The 23,764-nt window shown below is 62.4% G+C and carries 25 protein-coding genes and 1 tRNA gene; 25 read left to right on the top strand and 1 reads right to left on the bottom strand.

The features are described from left to right. Positions 1-103: 103 nt before the first annotated feature. The 23 genes from pstC to CGK74_RS13160 all read left to right on the top strand — a co-directional run bounded on the left by pstC (position 104) and on the right by CGK74_RS13160 (position 20,348). On the top strand, positions 104-1,066 hold the full coding sequence (gene pstC, locus CGK74_RS13270) for a phosphate ABC transporter permease PstC (RefSeq protein ID WP_094268928.1): 963 nt from the start codon (positions 104-106) through the stop codon (positions 1,064-1,066). 13 nt (positions 1,067-1,079) lie between these two features. Further along, a complete protein-coding gene (pstA, locus tag CGK74_RS13265) occupies positions 1,080-1,922 on the top strand; it encodes a phosphate ABC transporter permease PstA (RefSeq protein WP_094268927.1) in 843 nt (280 codons plus the stop codon). A 51-nt stretch (positions 1,923-1,973) separates the two neighbouring features. Further along, on the top strand, positions 1,974-2,738 hold the full coding sequence (gene pstB / locus CGK74_RS13260; RefSeq protein WP_094268926.1) for a phosphate ABC transporter ATP-binding protein PstB: 765 nt from the start codon (positions 1,974-1,976) through the stop codon (positions 2,736-2,738). Positions 2,739-2,832: 94 nt separating this feature from the next. Continuing rightward, positions 2,833-3,327: an arsenate reductase ArsC gene (locus CGK74_RS13255; RefSeq protein WP_094268925.1), complete on the top strand. Its 495-nt coding sequence runs from the start codon at positions 2,833-2,835 to the stop codon at positions 3,325-3,327. Between the two features lie 141 nt (positions 3,328-3,468). Then, positions 3,469-4,203, top strand: coding sequence for a triose-phosphate isomerase (gene tpiA / locus CGK74_RS13250; RefSeq protein WP_094268924.1), 735 nt, complete (start codon positions 3,469-3,471; stop codon positions 4,201-4,203). Between the two features lie 32 nt (positions 4,204-4,235). Continuing rightward, a complete protein-coding gene (gene secG / locus CGK74_RS13245; protein WP_094268923.1) occupies positions 4,236-4,595 on the top strand; it encodes a preprotein translocase subunit SecG in 360 nt (119 codons plus the stop codon). A 65-nt stretch (positions 4,596-4,660) separates the two neighbouring features. Next, positions 4,661-4,745 (top strand) — tRNA-Leu (locus tag CGK74_RS13240). Positions 4,746-4,845: 100 nt separating this feature from the next. Next, entirely contained in the window at positions 4,846-5,220 is a 375-nt protein-coding gene (ndhC, locus tag CGK74_RS13235; RefSeq protein WP_094268922.1) for an NADH-quinone oxidoreductase subunit A, read from the top strand. A 3-nt stretch (positions 5,221-5,223) separates the two neighbouring features. After that, positions 5,224-5,700, top strand: coding sequence for a NuoB/complex I 20 kDa subunit family protein (locus CGK74_RS13230; RefSeq protein ID WP_002926530.1), 477 nt, complete (start codon positions 5,224-5,226; stop codon positions 5,698-5,700). Positions 5,701-5,714: 14 nt separating this feature from the next. Continuing rightward, positions 5,715-6,320 (top strand): NADH-quinone oxidoreductase subunit C, encoded by a 606-nt coding sequence (locus CGK74_RS13225; RefSeq protein WP_094268921.1) that lies wholly within the window; start codon positions 5,715-5,717, stop codon positions 6,318-6,320. Further along, complete coding sequence (locus CGK74_RS13220) at positions 6,313-7,566, top strand: NADH-quinone oxidoreductase subunit D (RefSeq protein ID WP_094268920.1); 1,254 nt, start codon at positions 6,313-6,315, stop codon at positions 7,564-7,566. The genes CGK74_RS13225 and CGK74_RS13220 overlap by 8 nt, the downstream gene beginning before the upstream one ends. A gap of 55 nt (positions 7,567-7,621) precedes the next feature. Further along, positions 7,622-8,101, top strand: a complete 480-nt coding sequence (nuoE, locus tag CGK74_RS13215; protein WP_048708953.1) for an NADH-quinone oxidoreductase subunit NuoE — start codon at positions 7,622-7,624, stop codon at positions 8,099-8,101. 11 nt (positions 8,102-8,112) lie between these two features. Further along, on the top strand, positions 8,113-9,417 hold the full coding sequence (gene nuoF / locus CGK74_RS13210; protein WP_094268919.1) for an NADH-quinone oxidoreductase subunit NuoF: 1,305 nt from the start codon (positions 8,113-8,115) through the stop codon (positions 9,415-9,417). Then, on the top strand, positions 9,411-11,750 hold the full coding sequence (gene nuoG, locus CGK74_RS13205) for an NADH-quinone oxidoreductase subunit NuoG (protein WP_094268918.1): 2,340 nt from the start codon (positions 9,411-9,413) through the stop codon (positions 11,748-11,750). The genes nuoF and nuoG overlap by 7 nt, the downstream gene beginning before the upstream one ends. Beyond that, on the top strand, positions 11,750-12,799 hold the full coding sequence (gene nuoH, locus CGK74_RS13200; RefSeq protein WP_094268917.1) for an NADH-quinone oxidoreductase subunit NuoH: 1,050 nt from the start codon (positions 11,750-11,752) through the stop codon (positions 12,797-12,799). The genes nuoG and nuoH overlap by 1 nt, the downstream gene beginning before the upstream one ends. A 7-nt stretch (positions 12,800-12,806) precedes the next feature. After that, positions 12,807-13,292, top strand: coding sequence for an NADH-quinone oxidoreductase subunit NuoI (gene nuoI / locus CGK74_RS13195; protein ID WP_094268916.1), 486 nt, complete (start codon positions 12,807-12,809; stop codon positions 13,290-13,292). Between the two features lie 33 nt (positions 13,293-13,325). Further along, positions 13,326-13,931, top strand: a complete 606-nt coding sequence (locus CGK74_RS13190; RefSeq protein ID WP_094268915.1) for an NADH-quinone oxidoreductase subunit J — start codon at positions 13,326-13,328, stop codon at positions 13,929-13,931. A 59-nt stretch (positions 13,932-13,990) separates the two neighbouring features. Then, on the top strand, positions 13,991-14,296 hold the full coding sequence (gene nuoK, locus CGK74_RS13185; protein ID WP_004253033.1) for an NADH-quinone oxidoreductase subunit NuoK: 306 nt from the start codon (positions 13,991-13,993) through the stop codon (positions 14,294-14,296). A gap of 12 nt (positions 14,297-14,308) precedes the next feature. Beyond that, on the top strand, positions 14,309-16,354 hold the full coding sequence (nuoL, locus tag CGK74_RS13180) for an NADH-quinone oxidoreductase subunit L (RefSeq protein ID WP_094268914.1): 2,046 nt from the start codon (positions 14,309-14,311) through the stop codon (positions 16,352-16,354). Positions 16,355-16,426: 72 nt separating this feature from the next. Continuing rightward, entirely contained in the window at positions 16,427-17,908 is a 1,482-nt protein-coding gene (locus CGK74_RS13175) for an NADH-quinone oxidoreductase subunit M (RefSeq protein WP_094268913.1), read from the top strand. A gap of 50 nt (positions 17,909-17,958) precedes the next feature. Further along, on the top strand, positions 17,959-19,428 hold the full coding sequence (nuoN, locus tag CGK74_RS13170) for an NADH-quinone oxidoreductase subunit NuoN (protein WP_094268912.1): 1,470 nt from the start codon (positions 17,959-17,961) through the stop codon (positions 19,426-19,428). A gap of 30 nt (positions 19,429-19,458) precedes the next feature. Next, the gene (locus CGK74_RS13165) at positions 19,459-19,785 is read left to right on the top strand and encodes a DUF2818 family protein (protein ID WP_094268911.1); all 327 of its coding nucleotides are present in this window, start codon (positions 19,459-19,461) and stop codon (positions 19,783-19,785) included. Next, the gene (locus CGK74_RS13160) at positions 19,782-20,348 is read left to right on the top strand and encodes an NUDIX domain-containing protein (protein ID WP_094268910.1); all 567 of its coding nucleotides are present in this window, start codon (positions 19,782-19,784) and stop codon (positions 20,346-20,348) included. Before CGK74_RS13165 ends, CGK74_RS13160 begins: the two co-directional genes overlap by 4 nt. Here CGK74_RS13160 and CGK74_RS13155 read toward each other — a convergent pair. After that, positions 20,334-21,527 (bottom strand): GNAT family N-acetyltransferase, encoded by a 1,194-nt coding sequence (locus CGK74_RS13155; protein WP_094268909.1) that lies wholly within the window; start codon positions 21,525-21,527, stop codon positions 20,334-20,336. The genes CGK74_RS13160 and CGK74_RS13155 overlap by 15 nt on opposite strands. A gap of 236 nt (positions 21,528-21,763) precedes the next feature. Here CGK74_RS13155 and CGK74_RS13150 point away from each other — a divergent pair, with 236 nt between their 5' ends. Both CGK74_RS13150 and CGK74_RS13145 read left to right on the top strand, forming a co-directional pair. Then, a complete protein-coding gene (locus tag CGK74_RS13150; protein WP_420823179.1) occupies positions 21,764-23,374 on the top strand; it encodes an NAD+ synthase in 1,611 nt (536 codons plus the stop codon). A 51-nt stretch (positions 23,375-23,425) separates the two neighbouring features. Further along, positions 23,426-23,764, top strand: a complete 339-nt coding sequence (locus CGK74_RS13145) for a P-II family nitrogen regulator (RefSeq protein ID WP_094268907.1) — start codon at positions 23,426-23,428, stop codon at positions 23,762-23,764.

The raw sequence follows: 23,764 nt of genomic DNA, 5'->3' as shown, positions 1-23,764 counted from the left end.
CCCCGTGGTTCAACGTAGCCAACAGCCAGAGGCCCGCGGGGCCTTTGGCGTTTCCATTTCCCCGGGTGGTGGCGCTCCAGCCGCGGCCCTTTCGGGTGTTTCCATGCGAACGACCGAATTCAAGTCTTCGGCGTCGAAAAGAGTCGGCGACAAGGTGTTCAGCGGCATGGCGAAATCCTTCGCCTGGCTGACCCTTATCCTGCTGGCGGGGATCGTCATCGCCCTCGTCTATGCGTCCTGGCCCAGTATCCAGGCCTTCGGCATCGGCTTCCTGTTCTCCGATGCCTGGAATCCGCCGATGGAGGATTTCGGCGCCCTGATTCCGATCTACGGCACGCTCGTCACCTCGGCGATCGCACTGCTGATCGCGGTGCCGGTCAGTTTCGGCATTGCGCTGTTCCTCACCGAGCTTTCGCCGACGTGGCTGCGCCGCCCGCTCGGCACCGCGATCGAGCTGCTGGCCGCAATCCCCAGCATCGTCTACGGCATGTGGGGCCTGCTGGTCTTTGCGCCCATCTTTGCCCAGTACATCCAGCCCGGCCTGCAGTCGTCTATCGGCCACGTGCCCGTGATCGGGAAGCTCTTTGCCGGCGCGCCACTCGGCATCGGCCTGCTCTGTGCCGGCATCATTCTGGCGATCATGATTATTCCGTACATCGCTTCGGTGATGCGCGACGTCTTCGAGGTGACGCCGCCCATGCTGAAGGAGTCCGCCTACGGTGTGGGCTGCACGACCTGGGAGGTGATGCGGGGGGTGGTGCTGCCTTACACCAAGACCGGCGTGATCGGTGGCGTGATGCTGGGCCTGGGGCGTGCGCTCGGCGAGACGATGGCCGTGACCTTCGTCATCGGCAATACCAACTTCCTGAGCTCCGCTTCCCTGTTCGAGCCCGGCAACAGCATCACTTCGGCACTGGCGAACGAATTCGCCGAGGCGGATCCGGGGCTGCACACGGCTGCGCTGATGGAACTGGGGCTCATCCTGTTCGCGATCACGCTCGTGGTGCTGGTCGTTTCCAAACTGTTGCTGACGCGACTCGCCAAGGGCGAGGGTGCCAAGAGCTGAGCGAGTGACCGACATGAATCTGCTTGCAAGACGCAAACTCGTCAACAAGATCGCCCTGACCCTGTCGCTGTCGGCGATGGTCTTCGGCTTGTTCTGGCTGGCCTGGATCCTGTGGACCGTGTTCGAGCTGGGTCTGTCCGGCCTGTCGCTCGCGCTGTTCACCGAAATGACGCCGCCGCCGGGCGCGGAAACGGGCGGCCTGCTCAATGCGATTGTGGGCAGCCTGATCCTGGTCGTGCTGGCAACCTTGCTCGGTACGCCGGTCGGTATTCTCACCGGCGTCTATCTTGCCGAGTATGGCCGCTATCACTGGCTGGGCAAGACCACCCGCTTCATCAACGACCTGCTGCTGTCGGCGCCTTCGATCGTGATCGGCCTGTTTGTCTACGCCGTGGTGGTTGCCCAGACGGGCAAGTTCTCCGCCTGGTCGGGTGTGATCGCGCTGGCGCTGATTGTGCTGCCGGTGGTCGTGCGTACCACCGAGAACATGCTGCAGCTGATTCCCAATACCCTGCGCGAGGCTGCTTTCGCGCTGGGTGCGCCGAAGAGCGTGGTGATCTCCAAGGTCACGCTGCGTGCGGCGCGGGCAGGGGTGCTGACCGGTGTGCTGCTGGCGGTTGCCCGGATCGCTGGCGAGACGGCGCCGCTGCTGTTCACCGCGCTCTCGAACCAGTTCTGGAGCCTGAATCTGAATGAGCCGATGGCAAACCTGCCGGTCACGATCTTCAAGTTCGCGATGAGCCCTTTCACCAACTGGCAGGAGCTCGCTTGGGCCGGGGTCTTCCTGATCACCATGGGTGTGCTGGTGCTCAACATCATCGCCCGGGTCTTCCTGCGGGCCGAGAAGATCAACTAAGGAAACAATCCAAACAATCCGCGCCGTCACGGCGCGAGGTTGGAGATGACTATGCAAATCACCGACGCGCAAATCGAGTTCAAGGACTTCAATTTCTACTACGGCAAGTTCCACGCGCTGAAGAACATCAACTTCCAGATGGCGCGACACAAGTGCACCGCGTTCATCGGCCCCTCGGGTTGCGGCAAGTCGACCCTCCTGCGCACGATCAACCGCATGTACGACCTGTACCCGGAGCAACGCGCCGAGGGCCAGTTGCTGTTCGATGGCCGCAATCTGCTCGGTTCGGACATCGACGTGAGCGTGCTCCGCGCGAAAATCGGCATGGTTTTCCAGAAGCCGACGCCGTTCCCGATGTCGATCTACGACAACATCGCCTTTGGCGTGAAGCTGCACGAGAAGCTGTCGTCGAAGGACATGGATGACCGGGTCGAATGGGCGCTGCGTAAGGCGGCACTGTGGGACGAGGTGAAGGACAAGCTCAACCAGAGCGGCATGAGCCTGTCGGGCGGTCAGCAACAGCGCCTTTGCATCGCACGCGGCATTGCGGTGAAACCTGAGGTCATCCTGCTCGACGAGCCGACCTCGGCGCTCGACCCGATCTCCACTGCGCGTATCGAGGAACTGATCGACGAGCTCAAGACCGAGTTCACCATCGTCATCGTCACGCACAACATGCAGCAGGCCGCACGGATCTCGGACTACACCGCATACATGTACCTGGGCGAGATGGTGGAGTTCGGTGTCACGGATGAACTGTTCGTGAAGCCGAAGAAGAAGGAAACCGAGGACTACATCACCGGCCGCTTCGGCTGACAGGACAAGGCGGGGCCGCAGTATGCGAGCGCCGCCTTATTTTCGGCTTATATTTCAATAATTATTGAATTAATTGACTGCTTGGGAGTGTGACATGTCGGACCGTGTCTATAACGTGCTCTTCCTGTGTTCAGGCAATTCGGCGCGATCGATCTTCGCCGAGGCCATTCTGAATGAACTGGGCGGCGGGCGATTTCGAGCCTACTCGGCGGGCAGCCAGCCGGCCGGTGCCGTTCATCCGCTGACGCTCGACGTTCTGGAGCGGCTCGGGATGGATACCGAATCCGCGCGATCGAAGAGCTGGGATGAGTTCGCCGCCCCCGGCGCGCCCGAGATGGACTTCATTTTCACGGTTTGCGACAGCGCCGCGGGAGAGGCCTGCCCGAGTTGGCCCGGACAGCCGATGACCGCACATTGGGGGGTCCCTGACCCTGTCCTCGTCGAGGGTTCTCCGGCAGAGCGCCACTTCGCGTTTGCCGAGACCTTCCGTGTGCTTCGGCGCAGGATCGAGCTGTTCGTAAATCTCCCGCTGCAGAAGATCGATCGCCTGTCACTGAGGCAGCAACTGAACGAGATTGGCACGAACTGAGGTCGTCTGGGGGCACGATTCTTTGCCTGGGCACCTGAGGGTCTGACCCCGTCCGGTTTGACTTCCACGGCGCAATTTGCCGGTTGGACGGCTGCGGCCTATAATCCCGCGGTTTAGCTCTCGACGTCAGCCGTCCGTACCATGAGAAAATTCGTCGCCGGCAATTGGAAGATGAACGGCAGTCTTGCCGCCAACGAAGCGCTTCTTGCCGGTCTTCAGGCGGTGCCCGGGGTCGAGGTTGCGCTTTGCGTGCCGTATCCTTACCTGGGGCAGCTCCAGCGTCGCCCTGTCGGGCTCGAGCTGGGGGCGCAGGACGTCAGCGAGTTTGATGCGGGTGCCTACACCGGCGAAGTGAGTGCGGCCATGCTCGCCGATTTCGGCTGCCGCTACGTGATCGTGGGGCATTCCGAGCGGCGTGCGCTGTTCGGCGACGATGATCGGCTGGTGGCTCGCAAGGCGCTGGCTGCGTTGTCCTGCGGCGTGGTGCCGATCGTGTGCGTAGGCGAGACGCTGGCCGAGCGCGACGCGGGGCAGGTGCATGCGGTCATCGCGCGCCAACTCGCTGCGGTGGGTGATGTGCTGGGGCACGAACAGTTTGGCCGCGTGGTTGTGGCCTACGAGCCCGTCTGGGCGATCGGCACGGGTCGTTCGGCGACCGCTGCTCAGGCCGAAGAGGTGCACGCAGTCATTCGTGGCTGGCTCGCAGAGCAGGGTGTGAGGGCGGAGGCTGTACGCATTGTGTATGGTGGGAGCGTGAAGCCCGATAACGCAGCCGAGCTTTTTGCGATGCCGAACGTGGATGGTGGCTTGATCGGCGGCGCATCGCTGGTGGCTGACGATTTCATGGCGATCTGCCGCGCAGCGGCTGGGGTCTGATCTTTCAACGAAGTGTCTTTTTAGGGTTTGTGATGGGCGACTATCTTTTTTCTCTGGTGCTGACTGTTCACGTGCTGGTGGGCCTGGGTGTCATCGGTCTGGTTCTTGTGCAGCACGGAAAAGGTGCGGACATGGGGGCGGCGTTCGGTAGCGGGGCGTCGGGCAGCCTGTTCGGTTCGTCCGGGTCGGCGAACTTCCTGAGTCGCACTACGGCTGTACTTGCGACAGTGTTCTTCATCACCAGCCTGGGTCTCAGCTATCTCGCAAGCGACAAGCCTGCTGCGCCCTCCAGCGTCATGGAAGGTGTCCAGTCGGCGCCTGCGGGCGATGTGGTGCCTGCCGTTCCGGCAGCCGCGGGCGACGACTCCAAGGCGCAGTCGATCCCCAAATAATTGCGCAACGAACGCTTTGCGCACCGCGCAAAACGTCGTATAATTATCTGGCTTTGAAACAAAGCGCCGACGTGGTGAAATTGGTAGACACGCTATCTTGAGGGGGTAGTGGCGAAAGCCGTATGAGTTCGAGTCTCATCGTCGGCACCAGATTACGGAGAACGCCCGCTGATGCGGGCGTTTCCACGCAGGGCAACCAAAACAATAATGGCAGCAATAAAGCTGTCAATCTTACTGGGGGTTTCTGAACATGCTGGAAAATTACTTTCCTGTATTGATGTTCATGCTCGTGGGTTTGGGTTTCGGTGTTGCTCCTGTGATTCTCGGGCGAGTTCTCGCCCCGTATCGTCCCGATAGCGAAAAGCTCTCCCCTTACGAATGCGGCTTTGAGGCGTTTGAAGACGCCCGCATGAAGTTCGATGTTCGTTATTACCTGATTGCCATTCTCTTTATCCTGTTTGACCTCGAAATCGCCTTCCTTTTCCCGTGGGCGATGGTCTTCCAGGAGTTCATTGCCGCCGGCGAACTGGCCTGGTTCGTGTTTGGCTCGGTGATGGTCTTTCTTTCGATTCTGGTCATCGGTTATATCGTCGAGTGGAAGAACGGCGCACTCGACTGGGAGTAATGCATGAGCATTGAGGGCGTCTTTCGCGAGGGGTTCGTCACCACCTCGCTCGATGCAGTAATCAACTGGACGCGAACCGGTTCTCTGTGGCCGATGACTTTCGGTCTGGCCTGTTGTGCGGTCGAGATGATTCATGCGGGTTGTTCCCGCTATGATCTTGATCGCTTCGGTGTCGTGTTTCGTCCGAGTCCTCGTCAGTCCGATCTGATGATTGTTGCCGGTACGCTGTGCAACAAGATGGCACCGGCCTTGCGCAAGGTCTATGACCAGATGTCCGAGCCGCGGTGGGTCATCTCCATGGGTTCCTGTGCGAACGGTGGTGGCTACTACCACTACTCCTATTCGGTCGTGCGTGGTTGCGACCGCATCGTGCCTGTCGATGTCTACGTGCCGGGCTGTCCGCCGACGGCCGAGGCCTTGATCTACGGCATTCTCCAGCTTCAGAACAAGATCAAGCGCACGAACACGATTGCGCGCTGACGGGTGTCATAGACATGAGTGCCAAGCTTGAACGCCTGAGCCAGACCTTGCGCGACGTATTCGGCGACACCCTGCAGTCGCTCGTCGTCGATTGCGGCGAGGTCACCATCGAGGTTGCTGCTGCCGATTATCTGCAGGTTGCACGCACGCTGCGTGATCACGCCGATCTTCATTTCGAGCAGCTAGTCGATATTTCGGGGCTCGATTATTCTGCCTTCGGCAACGCGCCCTGGTCGGGCAGGCGCTTCGCTTCTGCCGCGCACCTGACGTCGGTTCGCCACAACTGGCGGCTGCGGCTACGCGCATTCGCTGATGACGACGAGTTTCCCGTTCTCGACTCCGTTGTCGATGTGTGGCCGAGTGCCAACTGGTATGAGCGCGAGTCTTTCGATCTCTACGGCATCATGTATTCCGGTCACCCGGACCTGCGCCGGATCCTGACCGACTACGGTTTCGTCGGTCATCCTTTCCGCAAGGATTTTCCGGTGTCGGGCTACGTCGAGATGCGCTACGACCCGGAGCAGGGCAGGGTCGTCTATCAGCCTGTCACCATCGAGCCGCGCGAGAACACGCCGCGCATCGTGCGCGAAGAGAACTACGGGGACGTCGGCAATGGCTGAGATCCGCAACTACACGATCAACTTCGGTCCGCAGCATCCGTCGGCGCACGGCGTGCTGCGTCTGGTGCTCGAACTCGACGGCGAAGTCGTCGAGCGCGCCGACCCGCACATCGGCCTGCTGCACCGCGGCACCGAAAAGCTGGCGGAGACACGCACGTGGGTGCAGTCCGTGCCCTACATGGATCGTCTCGACTATGTGTCGATGATGTGCAACGAGCACGCCTACTGCATGGCGATCGAGAAACTGCTCGGTGTGCAGGTGCCGGAGCGCGCGCAGTACATCCGCGTGATGTTCGACGAGGTCACGCGCATCCTGAATCACTTGCTCAACATCGGGACGCACGCGCTCGACATCGGCGCGATGACGATGGTGCTGTACACCTTCCGTGAGCGTGAAGACCTGATGGACGTCTATGAGGCGGTGTCGGGCGCGCGCATGCATGCGGCGTACTACCGTCCGGGCGGCGTCTATCGCGATCTGCCCGATCGCATGCCGAAGTACGAGGTCAACCGGTTCAAGAACGAGAAGACCGTCCGCGAGCTGAATGCAAACCGTGAAGGTTCGCTGCTCGACTTCCTGGAAGACTTTACCAATCGCTTCCCGACCTACTGCGACGAATACGAGACCCTGCTGACCGACAACCGGATCTGGAAGCAGCGTACCGTCGGCATCGGTGTGGTGTCGCCGGAGCAGGCGCTGGCCTGGGGTTTCACCGGCCCGATGCTGCGCGGCTCCGGGATTGCATGGGATCTGCGCAAGAAGCAGCCCTACGAAGTCTACGACCGCGTCGATTTCGATATTCCCATCGGCAAGAACGGCGACTGCTACGACCGCTATCTTTGCCGCATGGAAGAGATGCGCCAGTCGAACCGGATCATCAAGCAGTGCATCGACTGGCTGCGCAAGAACCCCGGCCCGGTCATCACCGACAACCACAAGGTGGCACCGCCGGCGCGAGAGGACATGAAGTCCAACATGGAAGAGCTGATCCACCACTTCAAGCTCTTCACCGAAGGCATCCACGTGCCCAAAGGTGAGGTCTATGCGGCGGTAGAGCATCCGAAGGGTGAGTTCGGGGTCTATGCGGTGTCCGACGGCGCCAACAAGCCGTACCGTCTGAAGCTGCGCGCACCGGGCTTCGCCCACCTCGCTGCCATGGACGACATCGCGCGTGGGCACATGATCGCCGACGTGGTCGCCATCATCGGCACGATGGACGTCGTGTTCGGCGAGATTGACCGCTGACCGACGCGAGAGTCGCAAACAAGAATCGGCAGGCTATCCGGAAGATCAAGACGACATGCTGAGCCAGGAATCGCTGCAACAGATCGATCGAGAGATCGCCAAGTACCCATCGGATCAGAAGCAGTCCGCCGTGATGGCGGCGCTGCGGATCGCGCAGGTCGAGAAGGGCTGGCTGCCGAAGGAGCTCATCGAGTTCGTCGCGCGCTACCTCGACATGCCGCCGATCGCCGCCTTCGAGGTGGCAAGCTTCTACAACATGTACGACCTCCATCCGGTCGGTCGCCACAAGATCACCGTCTGCACGAATCTGCCCTGTGCGCTGTCGGGTGGTGTGCATGCCGGTGAATACCTCAGGCAGAAGCTGGGTATCGGCTTCAATGAGACCACTCCCGACGGCAAGTTCACGCTGAAGGAAGGCGAGTGCATGGGCGCCTGTGGCGACGCCCCGGTGCTGCTGGTGAACAACCATCACATGTGCAGCTGGATGACCACCGAGAAGATCGACCAGATGCTGGCCGACCTGGACAAGAAATGAGCACGCAAGGAATGATCCTCGCCGGCTGTGACGGCGACCGCACCTGGCGGCTCCAGGACTATGTCGCGCGGGGCGGTTACGCCGCACTGCGCCGGATCGTCGCCGAGAAGATTCCCCAGGACACGATCATCGGCGAGCTGAAGACTTCGGTGCTGCGCGGTCGTGGCGGTGCGGGTTTTCCGACCGGCCTGAAGTGGAGCTTCATGCCGCGCTCCTTTCCGGGCGACAAGTACCTCGCCTGCAACTCGGATGAAGGCGAGCCGGGTACCTTCAAGGACCGCGACATCCTGCGCTACAACCCGCACAGCGTCATCGAGGGCATGGCCATCGCCGCCTACGCGATGGGCGCTGCGCGCGGTTACAACTACATCCACGGCGAGATCTTCGAGGTCTACCAGCGCTTCGAAGAGGCCTTGGCCGAAGCTCGTGCCGCCGGTTTGATCGGCCAGAACATTCTCGGCTCGGACTTCTCGTTCGAGCTCTTCGCCCATCACGGCTACGGGGCGTACATCTGCGGCGAGGAAACGGCCCTGCTGGAATCGATCGAAGGCAAGAAGGGACAGCCCCGCTTCAAGCCGCCGTTCCCGGCGAGCTATGGCCTTTACGGCAAGCCGACCACGATCAACAACACCGAAACCTTCGCCTCCGTGCCGTTCATCATGAACATGGGCGGCGAGGCCTTCCTGAACCTCGGCAAGCCCAACAATGGCGGCATGAAGCTGTTCTCGGTGTCGGGCCATGTCAATCGCCCGGGCAACTACGAGATCCCGCTCGGCACGCCGTTCTCCGAACTGCTCGAGATGGCGGGTGGCATGCGCGGAGGACGCAAGCTCAAGGCCGTGATCCCGGGTGGGTCGTCCGCACCGGTCGTGCCCGGCAGCGTCATGATGGATTGCACGATGGACTACGACTCGATCTCGAAGGCGGGGTCGATGCTGGGTTCCGGTGCGGTCATCGTGATGGACGAGACGACCTGCATGGTCAAGGCGCTCGAGCGTCTGTCGTACTTCTACTTCGAAGAGTCCTGTGGCCAATGCACGCCCTGCCGTGAAGGTACCGGCTGGCTGTATCGCGTGGTCCACCGCATCGAGAACGGCCTCGGCCGTCCGGATGACCTCGATCTGCTGAACTCGGTGACGGCGAATATCATGGGCCGCACGATCTGCGCACTGGGCGATGCCGCATCGATGCCGGTGCAGAGCTTCGTCAAGCATTTCGGCGCCGAGTTCGAATACCACATCGAAAACAAGAAGTGCCTCGTGCCGCCCGAAGTGCAGCGCGCTGGCAGTCAAATCTACGTGAGCCCGTCATGCTAGAGATCGAAATCGACGGCAAGCAGGTCCAGGTCGACGACGGCAGTACCGTGATGGATGCCGCCGCAGTTGCCGGCGCCTACATCCCGCACTTCTGCTATCACAAGAAACTGTCGATCGCGGCCAACTGCCGTATGTGCCTGGTGCAGGTTGAGAAGGCGCCCAAGCCGCTGCCGGCCTGTGCGACACCCGTCACCAACGGCATGAAGGTGTGGACGCATTCGGAGCTCGCCGTGAAGGCCCAGAAGGGCGTCATGGAGTTCCTGCTCATCAACCACCCCCTCGACTGCCCGATCTGCGATCAGGGCGGCGAGTGCCAGTTGCAGGACCTGGCGGTGGGCTACGGTTCATCGGCCTCGCGCTACCAGGAAGAGAAGCGCGTCGTCTTCAACAAGAACCTCGGCTCCCTGGTGTCGACCGACATGACGCGCTGCATCAACTGCACGCGCTGCGTCCGCTTCACCGCCGAGATCGCCGGTGAGATGGAACTGGGTCAGGCTTTCCGCGGCGAACACGCGGAGATCATGCCTTTCATCGAGAAGACCATCGACTCCGAGCTGTCGGGCAACATCATCGACCTCTGCCCGGTTGGTGCGCTGACGTCGAAGCCGTTCCGCTTCGCGGCTCGCACTTGGGAGCTGTCGCGGCGTAAATCGGTCAGCCCGCATGATTCGCTGGGCGCCAACCTGATCGTTCAGACCAAGCACGACGTCGTCAAGCGTGTCCTGCCGCTCGAGAACGAGGATGTCAATGAGTGCTGGCTGTCGGACAAGGACCGCTTCTCCTATGAGGCGCTCAACGGTGACGACCGCCTGACGGCCCCGATGATCAAGCAGGGCGGCGAGTGGAAGCGCGTCGACTGGCAGGCTGCGCTCGAGTTCGTCGCCACCGGACTGCGCGGTATCGCCAAGGACCACGGTCCGGCGTCCATCGGCGCGCTGGGTTCGCCGCATTCGACGCTCGAGGAGCTCTACCTGCTGCAGAAGCTGGTTCGCGGCATGGGTTCGGACAACGTCGACTTCCGTCTGCGCCAGGCCGACTTCCGTGCGGACGGCAAGCGCAGCGGCGCCCCCTGGCTCGGTATGCCGATTGCGGGCGTGAAGGATCTGAACCGCTTGCTCGTGGTGGGCAGCTTCCTGCGCAAGGACGCGCCACTGCTCGCCCAGCGCGTTCGCCAGGCCGCCAAGAAGGGACTTCATGTCAGCGCGATCGGGCCGAATGCCGAGGAGTGGCTGCTGCCGGTCAAGCACCGCGCGCTGGTTGCGCCGTCTGCGATGGTCGCGGTGCTCGCCGAGGTGGTTGCTGCCCTGTCCGCGGCAAAAGGCGTCGAAGTATCGGTCGCCTTGCACGGCAAACTGCCCGCTGTCGTTTCCGATGAGGCGCGCAGCATCGCGGAGAGTCTCGCCGCCGGGCGCAAGGTTGCGGTGTGGCTGGGTAGCCTGGCCGCCCAGCATGGACGCGCGAGCGAGTTGCAGATGCTCGCTCAGGAAGTTGCGCGCCTTTCGGGTGGTACTTTCGGATTCATCGGTGAGGCGGCAAACAGTGTCGGTGCTTACCTCGCTGGCGCGACGCCGGGCGCGGACGGCCTCAATGCTGGCGCCATGATCGCGCAGCCCCGCCAGGCCTACGTCGTGCTCGGCGCGGAACCGGATTTCGATTTTGCCGATCCGGCGGCCACGAAGGCGGCCCTCGGTGGTGCGCAACTGGTCGTTGGCCTGAGTGCCTTCGACTCTGCTTCGCTGCGTGGCGTCGCCGACGTGCTGCTGCCGATCGCACCCTTTACCGAGACTTCCGGCACCTACGTCAATTGCGAGGGTCGCGCGCAAAGCTTCACGGCCGTCGCCCGCCCGCAGGGAGAGACGCGTCCGGGCTGGAAGGTGCTGCGCGTGCTTGGCAACATGCTGTCGCTCGACGGTTTCGCGCAGGGCGATTCCGAAGCCGTGCGCGACGAGGCACTGGCGGGCGGCGTCGCCGAGCGGCTCGACAATGGTCTGGAAGGAGTGCTCGTGTCGTCGGTCGTGGCCGCGGCCGGTGCGCTTGAGCGTGTGGCCGATGTGCCGATCCACTTCGCCGACCCGATCGTGCGCCGTGCGCCGTCGTTGCAGAAGACCCGCGACGCCGCTGCACCGACGGCTCGCATGGCCCCTGAGACCCTGGCGGCGCTTGGAGTCAATGCAGGCGAGCGTGTGCGTGTGCGCCAGGCAGGTGGCCAGGCGGAGCTCGTGGCACAGGCCGACGCCGGTCTCGCGCCCGGTTGCGTGCGGATTGCTGCGGCACATCTTTCGACCGCAGCGCTGGGTGCGATGAGCGGTGATGTCAGCGTGGAGCGTGTCTGATGGAAGCGATGCTGCAACCCGTTGCCGATTTCTTCGGCCCTACCTGGCCGGCGGTGTGGACGCTGGTCAAGATCGTCGCGATCATCGCCCCGCTCATGATCGCGGTCGCTTACCTGACGCTGGCCGAGCGCAAGGTCATCGGCTTCATGCAGGTACGGATCGGCCCGAACCGCGTCGGCCCCTGGGGCCTGCTGCAGCCGATCGCCGACGGCGTGAAGCTGCTGTTCAAGGAGATCATCGTCCCCAGCGGCGCGAACAAGGGTCTCTTCATTCTGGGCCCCATCCTCGCGATTGCGCCGTCGCTGGCTGCCTGGGCCGTGATCCCGTTCGATGATGGCCTGGTGCTGGCCAACGTCAACGCCGGTCTGCTGTTCCTGCTGGCCATCACCTCGATGGAGGTGTACGGGGTGATCATCGCCGGTTGGGCATCGAACTCGAAGTATCCCTTCCTGGGTTCCATGCGTGCCGCTGCGCAGATGGTGTCCTACGAAGTGTCGATGGGCTTCGCACTGATCTGCGTACTGCTGATCTCCGCGAGCCTGAACCTGACCGACATCGTGACTTCGCAGGGGCAGGGCCGGTTTGCGGACATGGGGCTGGGTTTCCTGTCGTGGAACTGGTTGCCGCTGCTGCCGATGTTCGTCGTGTATGTGATCTCGGGCATCGCCGAAACCAACCGCGCGCCTTTCGACGTGGTGGAAGGCGAGGCGGAAGTCGTTGCCGGCCACATGGTCGAGTACTCAGGCATGACCTTCGCGCTGTTCTTCCTGGCCGAATACGCCAACATGATCCTGGTCTCGATCCTGACCTCGGTCCTGTTCCTGGGTGGTTGGTTGTCGCCGGTGGGTTTCCTGCCCGATGGCTTTCACTGGCTGGCGCTGAAGACCGCATTCATCCTGCTGCTGTTCCTTTGGGCGCGAGCCACCTTCCCGCGCTTCCGCTACGACCACATCATGCGCCTGGGTTGGAAGGTGTTCATCCCGGTGACCCTGGTGTGGGTGTTTGTGGTGGCGGTGTGGATGATGTCGCCGCTGTCGATCTGGAGTTGAGAAGACCATGGGTGCCAAGGATTACATCGGCAGTCTGTTCCTGAAGGAACTGCTCAAGGGTATGGCCCTGACCGGGCGGCATTTCTTCCAGCGCAAGATCACTGTCCAGTTTCCCGAGGAAAAGACGCCGCAGAGCAACCGCTTCCGCGGACTGCATGCGCTGCGCCGCTATCCGAATGGCGAAGAGCGCTGCATCGCGTGCAAGCTGTGCGAGGCGATCTGCCCGGCAATGGCGATCACCATCGAATCGGAGCAGCGCGACGACGGTTCGCGCCGCACGAGCCGCTACGACATCGACCTCACGAAGTGCATCTTCTGCGGTTTCTGCGAGGAAGCCTGTCCGGTCGACGCCATCGTCGAGACCCGGGTGTTCGAGTACCACGGTGAACAGCGGGGCGATCTGTACTACACCAAGCAGATGCTGCTGGCGGTGGGGGATCGTTATGAGTCGCAGATCGCGGCCGACCGCGAACAGGACGCGAAGTACCGCTAACGGACGGCGCCACGCGCGCCACGAGTCAAGAACATGGAATTCAAGACCTTCGTCTTCTACTTTCTCGCCGTGATCATGGTGTTCGCGGCGCTGAGGGTGATCACCGCCCGGAACCCGGTGCATGCCGCCTTGTTCCTGGTGCTGACCTTCTTCAATGCGGGCGGTATCTGGCTGCTGCTGCAGGCGGAGTTCCTCGCCATCACACTGGTGATGGTGTACGTCGGCGCGGTGATGGTGCTGTTCCTGTTCGTGGTCATGATGCTCGACATCAACCTTGACCGGATCCGGGAAGGTTTCTGGAGTTACCTCCCGGTTGGTGCGCTCGTCGGCATCCTGATGCTTGTCGAGATGGTCATGGTGCTGGGTGGTTCCTACTTCGGACTCGAGGCGATGCCCGCACCGCCAACTGCCGGCGAAGGGTTCAGCAATACCCGCGAACTTGGCCGCGTGCTCTACACCGATTACGTCTATCCGTTCGAACTGGCATCGCTCGTGTTGCTGGTCGCGATGGTGGCCGCGGTGGCACTGACGCTGCGCAAGCGCAAGGGCATCAAGTACATGCATCCGTCGGATCAGGTCGCCGTCAAGCGCGAAGGGCGCGTCGAACTGGTCAAGATGCAGGCCGAGAAAGAAGACTGAACCCGCACGCGAACAAAGAAACGCATCGGTAAGGCACCGGTGCGATCAGGGAGTCACAGATGCTTTCGCTTTCCCATTTCCTCATCCTGGGCGCGATCCTGTTCGCGATCAGCGTGGTCGGGATCTTCCTCAACCGGAAGAACCTGATCGTGCTGCTGATGGCCATCGAACTGATGCTGCTCGCGGTGAACATGAACTTCATCGCCTTCTCGCACTATCTCGGCGACATTGCCGGCCAGGTTTTCGTTTTCTTCATCCTCACGGTCGCGGCTGCCGAGTCGGCAATCGGTCTGGCGATCCTGATCGTCATGTTCCGCAACATGCGCACGATCCATGTGGATGATCTGGACAGCCTCAAGGGTTAAGGAAGCGTCACGATGACGGACATGCAGACTCTCTATCTCCTCGTGCCGCTGGCGCCGCTGGCAGGGGCGATCCTTGCCGGCCTGTTCGGCAAGACCATCGGTCGCGCCGGTGCACACATCGTCACGATCCTTGGCGTCGCGGTCGCGCTTGCGGCCTCGGTCGTGATCTATCAGGACGTCCAGGCAGGGAACACCTTCAACGGCACCATCTACACCTGGATGGTGGCCGGTGGCATCACCTTCGAGGTCGGTTTCCTGATCGACTCGCTGACGGTCATGATGATGCTGGTGGTGACCTTCGTGTCGTTGATGGTTCACATCTACACCATCGGCTACATGTCCGAGGACCCGGGCTACCAGCGTTTCTTCAGCTACATCTCGTTGTTCACCTTCTCGATGCTGATGCTGGTGATGTCCAACAACTTCCTGCAGTTGTTCTTCGGCTGGGAAGCGGTGGGTCTCGTCTCGTATCTGCTGATCGGGTTCTGGTATGACCGTCCGACGGCGATCTACGCCAACCTGAAGGCCTTTCTGGTCAACCGCGTTGGCGACTTCGGTTTCCTGCTCGGCATCGGCCTGATTGCCGCCTATGCAGGGACGCTCAATTACGCTGAGGTCTTCGCGAAGGCGGGCGAACTCGCCTCGCAGGACATGGCCGTCACAGGCTGGCCGCTCATTACCGCGATCTGCATCTGTCTGTTCATCGGCGCGATGGGCAAGTCGGCCCAGGTGCCGCTGCACGTCTGGCTGCCCGACTCGATGGAAGGCCCGACTCCGATCTCGGCGCTGATCCACGCCGCGACCATGGTGACCGCCGGCATTTTCATGGTGGCGCGCATGTCACCGCTGTTCGAGCTGTCGGATGCCGCGCTGTCCTTCGTGCTGGTGATCGGTGCGACCACCGCGCTGTTCATGGGTTTCCTCGGCATCGTGCAGAACGACATCAAGCGCGTCGTGGCGTATTCGACGCTGTCGCAGCTGGGCTACATGACGGTGGCGCTGGGCGTGTCGGCGTACTCGGCCGCCGTGTTCCACCTGATGACGCACGCTTTCTTCAAGGCCCTGTTGTTCCTCGGCGCGGGCTCCGTGATCATCGGCATGCACCACGACCAGGACATGCGCAACATGGGCGGTCTGTGGAAATACATGCCCATCACCTGGGTGACCTCGTTGCTCGGTTCGCTGGCGCTGATCGGCTTCCCGTTCTTCTCGGGTTTCTACTCGAAGGACTCAATCATCGAGGCGGTGCATGCCTCGACCATCCCGGGTGCCGGCTACGCGCTGTTCTGCGTGCTGCTGGGGGTGTTCGTCACGGCCTTCTACTCCTTCCGCATGTACTTCCTCGTGTTCCACGGCAATGAGCGCTTCGGTCAGGCCCATCACGGTCACGACGAGCACCACGCCGACGCCCATGCTGACGAGCACCATGGCGATGACGATCATGGCCACGACGAGCACCATCACGGTCTCGCGCCGGGCCAGAAACCGCACGAGTCGCCGTGGGTGGTGACCCTGCCGCTGGTGTTGCTGGCGATCCCCTCGGTGCTGATCGGCTTCTTCACGATCGAGCCGATGCTGTTCGGCGAGTGGTTCAAGGGCGTGATCTTCGTCGGCGACAACCACGTCGGCCTGAAGGAGCTGGAAGCTGCCTTCCACGGTCCGGTGGCGATGGCGCTGCACGGGCTGCAGACCGCGCCGTTCTGGCTCGCAATGGGCGGCGTCGCCCTGGCCTGGCTCTTCTACATGGTCAAGCCCGGTATCCCGGCTGCGATCCAGCGCACCTTCAAGCCGATCCACAGCCTGCTCGAGAACAAGTACTACTTCGACCGCTTCAACGAGATCGTTTTTGCCGGTGGTGCGCGAGCGCTGGGCAGGGGCCTGTGGAAGGCGGGCGATCAGACGCTGATCGACGGCGTGGCGGTGAATGGCACCGCGCGGCTGGTGGGCTGGGTAGCGCAGATGTCGCGCCTGTTCCAGACCGGCCACCTGTACCAGTACGCCTTCATGATGATCATCGGCGTGTTCATCCTGCTCACCTTCTGGTTCAACCGCGGGTAAGCAGGACACGGCGGCAGGAATACATAACAAGATGGAACGCGCCGTACGCGGCGCACTGAACGGAAAGCAACGATGACGGACATTCCTCTCCTCAGTCTGGCGATCTGGGTGCCGATTCTCGGCGGCCTGCTGGTGCTCGCGACCGGCGCCGATCGCAATGCCCCGCTGGCGCGCATGCTCGCCCTCGCGGTTGCGGTGGCTGGTTTCGTCGTGACCCTTCCGCTCTACACCGGCTTCGACACGACGACGAGCGCAATGCAGTTCGTCGAGATGACATCCTGGGTGCCGCGCTTCAACATCAACTACCACCTCGGGGTCGATGGCATCTCGGTGCTGTTCGTGATCCTCAATGCCTTCATCACGATCACGGTCGTCCTGGCGGGCTGGAAGGTCATCGAAGACAGGGTGGCGCAGTACATGGCGGCCTTTCTGATCATGTCGGGGCTGATGAATGGCATCTTCTCGGCACTGGACGGCGTGCTGTTCTACGTGTTCTTCGAGGCCTCGCTGATCCCGATGTACCTGATCATCGGCGTGTGGGGCGGCCCGAACCGTGTCTATGCGGCAATCAAGTTCTTCCTCTATACGCTGCTCGGTTCGCTGCTGATGCTGGTCGTGCTGCTCTACCTGTTCATGCAGTCGGGCGGCAGCTTCAGCATCCTCGACTGGCACCAGCTTCCGCTGCCGATCGAGCCGCAGATCCTCATCTTCCTCGCCTTCCTGGTCGCCTTCGGCGTCAAGGTGCCGATGTGGCCGGTGCATACCTGGCTGCCCGATGCTCACGTCGAGGCGCCCACGGGCGGCTCGGTGGTTCTGGCTGCGATCGCGCTGAAGCTGGGTGCGTATGGTTTCCTGCGCTTCTCGCTGCCGATCGTGCCGGATGCCGCGCACGAACTGGCCTGGCTCGTGATCATGCTGTCGCTGATCGCGGTGGTGTACATCGGCTTCGTCGCACTCGTTCAGGCCGACATGAAGAAGCTCGTGGCCTATTCGTCGATCTCGCACATGGGCTTCGTCACGCTGGGCTTCTTCATCTTCAATCCGTTGGGGGTTGAGGGTGCGATCGTGCAGATGATTTCGCACGGCTTCGTTTCTGCCGCCATGTTCCTCTGCATCGGCGTGCTGTATGACCGCGTGCATTCGCGCCAGATTGCCGACTACGGCGGTGTCGTGCACACCATGCCCAAGTTCGCGGCGTTCTTCATGCTGTTCGCGATGGCCAACTCGGGCCTGCCTGCCACGTCGGGTTTCGTGGGCGAATTCATGGTCGTGCTGGGTGCGGTGCAGTACAACTTCTGGATCGGCTTCATTGCCGCAACGACGCTGATCCTCGGTGCCGCCTATTCGCTGTGGATGTACAAGCGCGTGGTGTTCGGCAAGGTGGCGAACAAGCACGTCGCCGAGCTCGAGGACATCAATGCGCGGGAATTCGCTTTCCTCGGCATCCTTGCACTCTGCGTACTGGCGATGGGCCTGTATCCGTATCCCTTCACCGAAGTGATGCATGCGTCGGTCAACGAACTCCTGCGGCATGTTGCCGTGAGCAAGCTCTGAGTGCCGGGCATCCCGAGCGCCATAGAGACTCATAACGGACTGGTCAGAAGATGAACTTTGTCGTCCCCGACTTCTACCCCGCAGCGGCCGAGATCTTCGTTGCCGTGATGGCCCTTGTGATCATGCTCGCGAGCACCTTCGCGCGCAGCATTGCCCGATCGCTCTCGTACTACGCGACCCAGTTCACGCTGATCGCGGCGGCTTTCGTCACCATCTTCACGATGGAAGGCGAGCCGGTGTACACCTTCAGCAATCTGTTCATCCGCGACCTGATGGGCGATTTCCTGAAGCTGATGATCTACTTCTCGACCGCGATTGCCTTGCTCTACGGCCGCGCTTACCTTGCCGACCGCAAGATCGACAAGCCCGAGTACTACCTGCTTGCGCTGCTGATGACGCTGGGCATGATGGTGATGGTCACGGCCAACCACATGCTGCCGATGTACATCGGCCTCGAGATGATGTCGCTGGCGCTTTACACGATGGTCGCTTTCGACCGCGATTCGGCGCGCTCGACCGAAGCGGCAATGAAGTACTTCGTGCTGGGCGCGCTCGCTTCGGGTTTGCTGCTGTACGGTATGTCGATGGTGTACGGCGCGACCGGTTCCCTCGAATTCTCGGCCATTGCACAGGCGATCTACAACGAAGCCGCCAACCGCACCGTGCTGATGTTCGGTCTGGTCTTCCTGGTTGCGGGCATCTCGTTCAAGCTCGGTGTCGTGCCCTTCCACATGTGGGTGCCCGACGTCTATCAGGGCGCGCCGACCGCGGTGACGCTGATGATCGCGACCGCACCCAAGCTGGCGGCCTTCGCCATGGCGGTGCGCCTGTTGATCTGGGCGCTGTTCGACATCGCCGAGGAGTGGCAGACGATGCTGATGCTGGTCGCGGTCGCCTCGATCGTGCTCGGCAACTTGGCTGCGATCGCACAACAGAACATCAAGCGCATGCTCGCTTACTCGGGTATCTCGCACATGGGCTTCATGCTGCTTGGCCTGCTGGCGGGGGTGGTTGACGGCGACCGTCACTTCGCGCTCAACGCCTATAGCTCGGCCATGTTCTATGCGGTGTCCTATGTGATCATGAGCCTGGCATCCTTTGGCATGCTGATTCTGCTGTCGCGTGCCGGGTTCGAAGCGGAGAACATCGATGACTTCAAGGGTCTGAGCAGGCGCAGTCCGTGGTTTGCGCTGATGATGCTCTTCGTCATGTTCTCGATGGCCGGTATTCCCTTCTTCATCGGCTTCTTCGCCAAGCTGTCGGTCCTGCAGGCTGTCGTGGCCGCGGGTTACTTCTGGCTGGCCGTGGTGGCAGTGCTGATGTCGGTAGCTGGCGCGTTTTACTACCTGCGCGTGGTCAAGGTCATGTACTTTGACGAACCGGTCGATGCGTCGCCGATCCACGCGCCGGCCGAGGTGCGGGTGATGCTGTCGGCGAATGGCATCGCGATCGCGGCGCTGGGGCTTGCGCCGCAGATGCTGATGTCGCTGTGCGCCTATGCGCTGCTCGGTTCGCTGTAATCCGGGTATGACGCTCGACATCGCCGGCCGATGAACGAGACGACGAGCGTTTACCTGCTCCTGGCCATCGTGTTCACGATGGCCAATCTGCCTTTTGTGTTCGATCGCATCCTCTTCGTGATCCGCCCGGTTGCGGGGCGTGAGAAGAGCCTTGCGTGGCGCCTGCTCGAGCTTGTGATCCTTTACTTCGTCGCCGGTGGCTTGGCCATGGGGCTCGAAGCACAGGCGCACGGTAGGGTCTATGCGCAGAACTGGGAGTTCTACGCCACGACCTTCTGTCTGTTCGTCGTGTTTGCGTTTCCGGGCTTCGTCTTCCGTTACCTTTGGCACGCACCGCGCAAGGCAGCCGCTGAATGAACGGGACCGCGGGGATTGATCCGCTTGAGGAGCGATCGCTTTCCGGTGAGCAGGTGTTCGACGGGCGTCTGCTGAAAGTGTGGCGTGATCGCGTGAGCCTGCCCAACGGTGGGGAAGGCACCCGCGAGTACATCCGCCATCCCGGTGCGGTGGTGGTGGTGGCGACGCTGCCGGACGGGAGGTTGCTGTTCGAGCGCCAGTACCGCTATCCGCTGCGACGCGCCTTCGTAGAACTGCCAGCGGGCAAGATCGACCCGGGCGAGGACATCCTGACCTGTGCGCGACGTGAGCTGCGCGAGGAGACGGGCTATGAAGCCGCGCACTGGCAGCATATCGGTGTGATGCATCCCTGCATCGGCTATTCGGACGAGCGGATCGAGATCTTCTTCGCTCGGGATCTGCGTCATGTCGGTCATGCGTGGGACGAAGGCGAGTTCCTCGAGATCCTGACGCTCTCGCTGGATGAGGCCGAGGCGGCCATTCACCGTGGCGAGATCACCGACGGCAAGTCGATCAGTGCCTTGTATCGCTGCCTGCCCTTGTTGCGCTCAGCGGGGTGCTGAGGGCTTCAATTCCGCTGTCGCCTGCGTCCTGAAGGGGGCGTGTTCGGCCAGTTCGTCCAGGTAGAAGTCCATCTGTCCGCGTTCGCGGGCGAGGTAATCGTCGACTGCCGTCCGGAAACGGGTGTCGCCTATCCAGTGTGCCGAGTGCGTGCGCACCGGTTGCAGGCCGCGTGCGAGCTTGTGCTCGCCCTGCGCGCCGCCTTCGAAGCGTTGCAGGCCCTGTCGGATGCAGTAGTCGATGGCCTGGTAGTAGCAAAGCTCGAAGTGCAGGAAAGGCAGGTGCTCGGTCGCGCCCCAGTAGCGCCCGAAGAGCACGTGGTCGTCGCACAGGAAGAAGGCCGCTGCCACGGGCAAGTCCCCGCGCTCGGCGATCAACACGCGCACGCGGCTGGGCATGGCGGTTGCCAGTTGGGCGAAGAAGGCGTGGTTGAGGTAGGGCGTCGAGCGGTGCAATGCGTAGGTCGTGGCGTAGCATCGATACAGGAAGGCCCAGTCGTCCTGCGTGGCCGAATGGCCGTCTTCCCAACGCAGGTTCAGGCCGTGGGCGGCCGCGCGGCGACGTTCCTGACGGATCTTCTTGCGTTTGTCGTGATTGAGGCTGGCGAGGAAGGCATCGAAATCCGGATAGGACCGGTGAGCGGGCTCATGCGGATCGGCATTGCGCCAGTGGAACTGCACGCCGTCGCGAAGGGGCAGGTTCTCGTCCTCGATTACGCGCAGGTCGTCGCCCGTTGGAAACAAGAGGTGCAGCGAGGACAGGCCGCTGTGGCGAGCGAGCTCGACGACGCCGGCCAGCAGCGCCTGACGGGCTGCGGCGCTGCGCCCGAGGAGGCGTGGGCCGGGGATCGGGGTGAAGGGGATGGCGGAGAGCCACTTTGGATAGTAGTCCAGGCCATGACGGTGGTAGGCCTCGGCCCAGGCCCAGTCGAAAACGTATTCGCCCCACGAATGGGTCTTCAGATACAGCGGCATCGCCGCCAGCAATTCCCCCTCCGCCCATAGGGTGGCATGCCGCGGCGTCCACCCCGTCTCAGGGCGTACGCAGCCGCTGGCTTCGAGGGCCTGCAGGTAGGCATGCTGGAGGCAGGGTGGGGTCTTGGCCGGAAGCAGGGCGTCCCACGCTTCGGGCGCGACGTCGGCGATGGCGTCGAGGAGTTGAATTCCGTGCCGGGCTTGCATGCGGGTGTCGGTGGGGTGGATCGTTGGGGCGACGAAGTGAGGTGGGCAGGCGCGGGCCGGGGAGGCGCCTCATTTTTAGGCAGGTCGAAGATACGCTTTGTGCGCTGCAACTTGCAAGCGCTGTCCACGGCTTATCCACAGGTTTCCACACGGCGGCTGTGGGTTACGCCGATCCGCGGGTGCACGGCGCTTGCGCCGAAGCGGTATAGTTTCGCCCCATGAATGCGAACACTCACATGCCCCTTACGCTTGCCGTCGCCCAGCTCAATCTGACCGTCGGAGATCTCGTCGGCAACGCCGATCGGATCATCGGTGCCATCGAGCAGGCCCGCGCGGCAGGGGCCGACTTGCTCCTTACGCCGGAACTCGCCCTGTCCGGCTATCCGCCGGAAGACCTCTTGCTGCGGCCGGATTTCTACCGCGCCTGCGCCCGAGAGACGCAGCGGATTGCGGACGCTGCGGGCGACATGCGGGTCGTCCTCGGCCATCCTGCCGAGTCCGGTCATGCGCGCTTCAATGCTGCGTCGGTCCTGGGCGGCGGCCGGATCCTGACCAGCTACTACAAGAACCTGCTGCCCAACTACGAAGTGTTCGACGAGGAGCGCTACTTCGAGTCGGGTGCAGCGCCTTGCGTGTTCGAACTCAAGGGCTTGCGCGTCGGCGTGAATATCTGTGCCGACGTCTGGGAGCCCGGGCCCGCAGAGCTTGCGCGGGCGGCTGGCGCCCAGTTGCTGCTGTCGCTGAATGCTTCCCCATACCACATGCACAAGCAGGCGCAACGCATCCAGGTGCTGCGCGACCGTGTTCGCGAGACCGGCCTGCCGGTGCTGTACTGCAACATGGTGGGCGGTCAGGACGAGCTGGTGTTTGACGGCGCCTCGTTCGCGCTCGACCGGGACGGACGACTCGGATACCAGGCGACGTCCTTCGAGGAGCGTGTCGACATTCTCAGCTTCGATGGCGGGCGCTGGACGAGCGAGGTCAGGGCGGCGCCCCGTGTACTCGAGGCCGAGGTGTACGAGGCGCTCAAGACCGGGGTGCGCGACTATCTGGGCAAGAACCGTTTCCCCGGGGCCATCATCGGCCTGTCGGGCGGCATCGATTCGGCCCTGACGCTCGCCGTGGCGGTTGACGCGCTGGGGGCGGACAAGGTGCGCGCGGTGATGATGCCCTCGCCCTACACCGCCCAGATGAGTCTGGACGATTCGCGCGAGATGGTGCGCAGGCTGGGCGTGCGCTACGACGAAATCCCGATCGAGCCGGCGATGCAGGTGTTCGCCGACCTGCTTGAGCCGCAGTTCGCCGGGCTGCCGGCCGATACGACGGAGGAGAACCTGCAGAGCCGCATCCGCGGCATGATCCTGATGGCCTTGTCGAACAAGACCGGCGCGATCGTGCTGACCACGGGCAACAAGAGCGAGATGGCCACCGGCTACGCGACGCTGTACGGTGACATGGCCGGCGGTTTTGCGGTGCTGAAGGACCTCTACAAGACTTTCGTGTTCCGCCTGTCGAACTGGCGCAATACCGTCGGCGCGGTGATTCCGCAGAACATCATCGACCGTCCGCCTTCGGCCGAGCTCAAGCCCGACCAGAAGGACCAGGACAGCTTGCCGCCCTACGAGATGCTCGATGCGATCATCGAGGCCTACATGGAGCGTGACGAGTCGCCGCGCGAGATCATCGCGGCAGGTTTTCCGGAGGCCGAGGTCCGGCGCACGGTGGGCATGCTCAAGCGCAACGAGTACAAGCGTCGGCAGTCGCCGGTGGGCATCCGCGTCACCCAGCGGGGCTTCGGCAAGGACTGGCGATATCCGATAACATCCCGTTATCAGGATGAGTTCTAATCATTGAGGCAGGCTCTAAGTCCTGCCCCGCGACACCTTCAGGAGACTTGCATGAAAAAGATCGAGGCGATCGTCAAACCCTTCAAGCTGGACGAGGTCAGGGAGTCGCTGTCCGAAGTGGGCATCACCGGCCTGACCGTCACCGAGGTCAAGGGCTTCGGACGGCAGAAGGGGCACACGGAGCTCTATCGTGGCGCCGAGTACGTCGTCGACTTCCTGCCGAAGATCAAGGTCGAGGTGGTGATCGGCGACGAGATGGTAGATCAGGCGGTCGAAGCCATCGTGAAGGCCGCACGCACAGGCAAGATCGGCGACGGCAAGATCTTCGTGATGCCGGTGGAGCAGGTCATCCGCATCCGTACCGGCGAGACCAACGAAGCCGCGATCTGA

The organism is Thauera propionica (assembly GCF_002245655.1).
Classification (GTDB): Bacteria; Pseudomonadota; Gammaproteobacteria; order Burkholderiales; family Rhodocyclaceae; genus Thauera; species Thauera propionica.
This window is presented reverse-complemented; position numbering and strand designations above follow the sequence as displayed.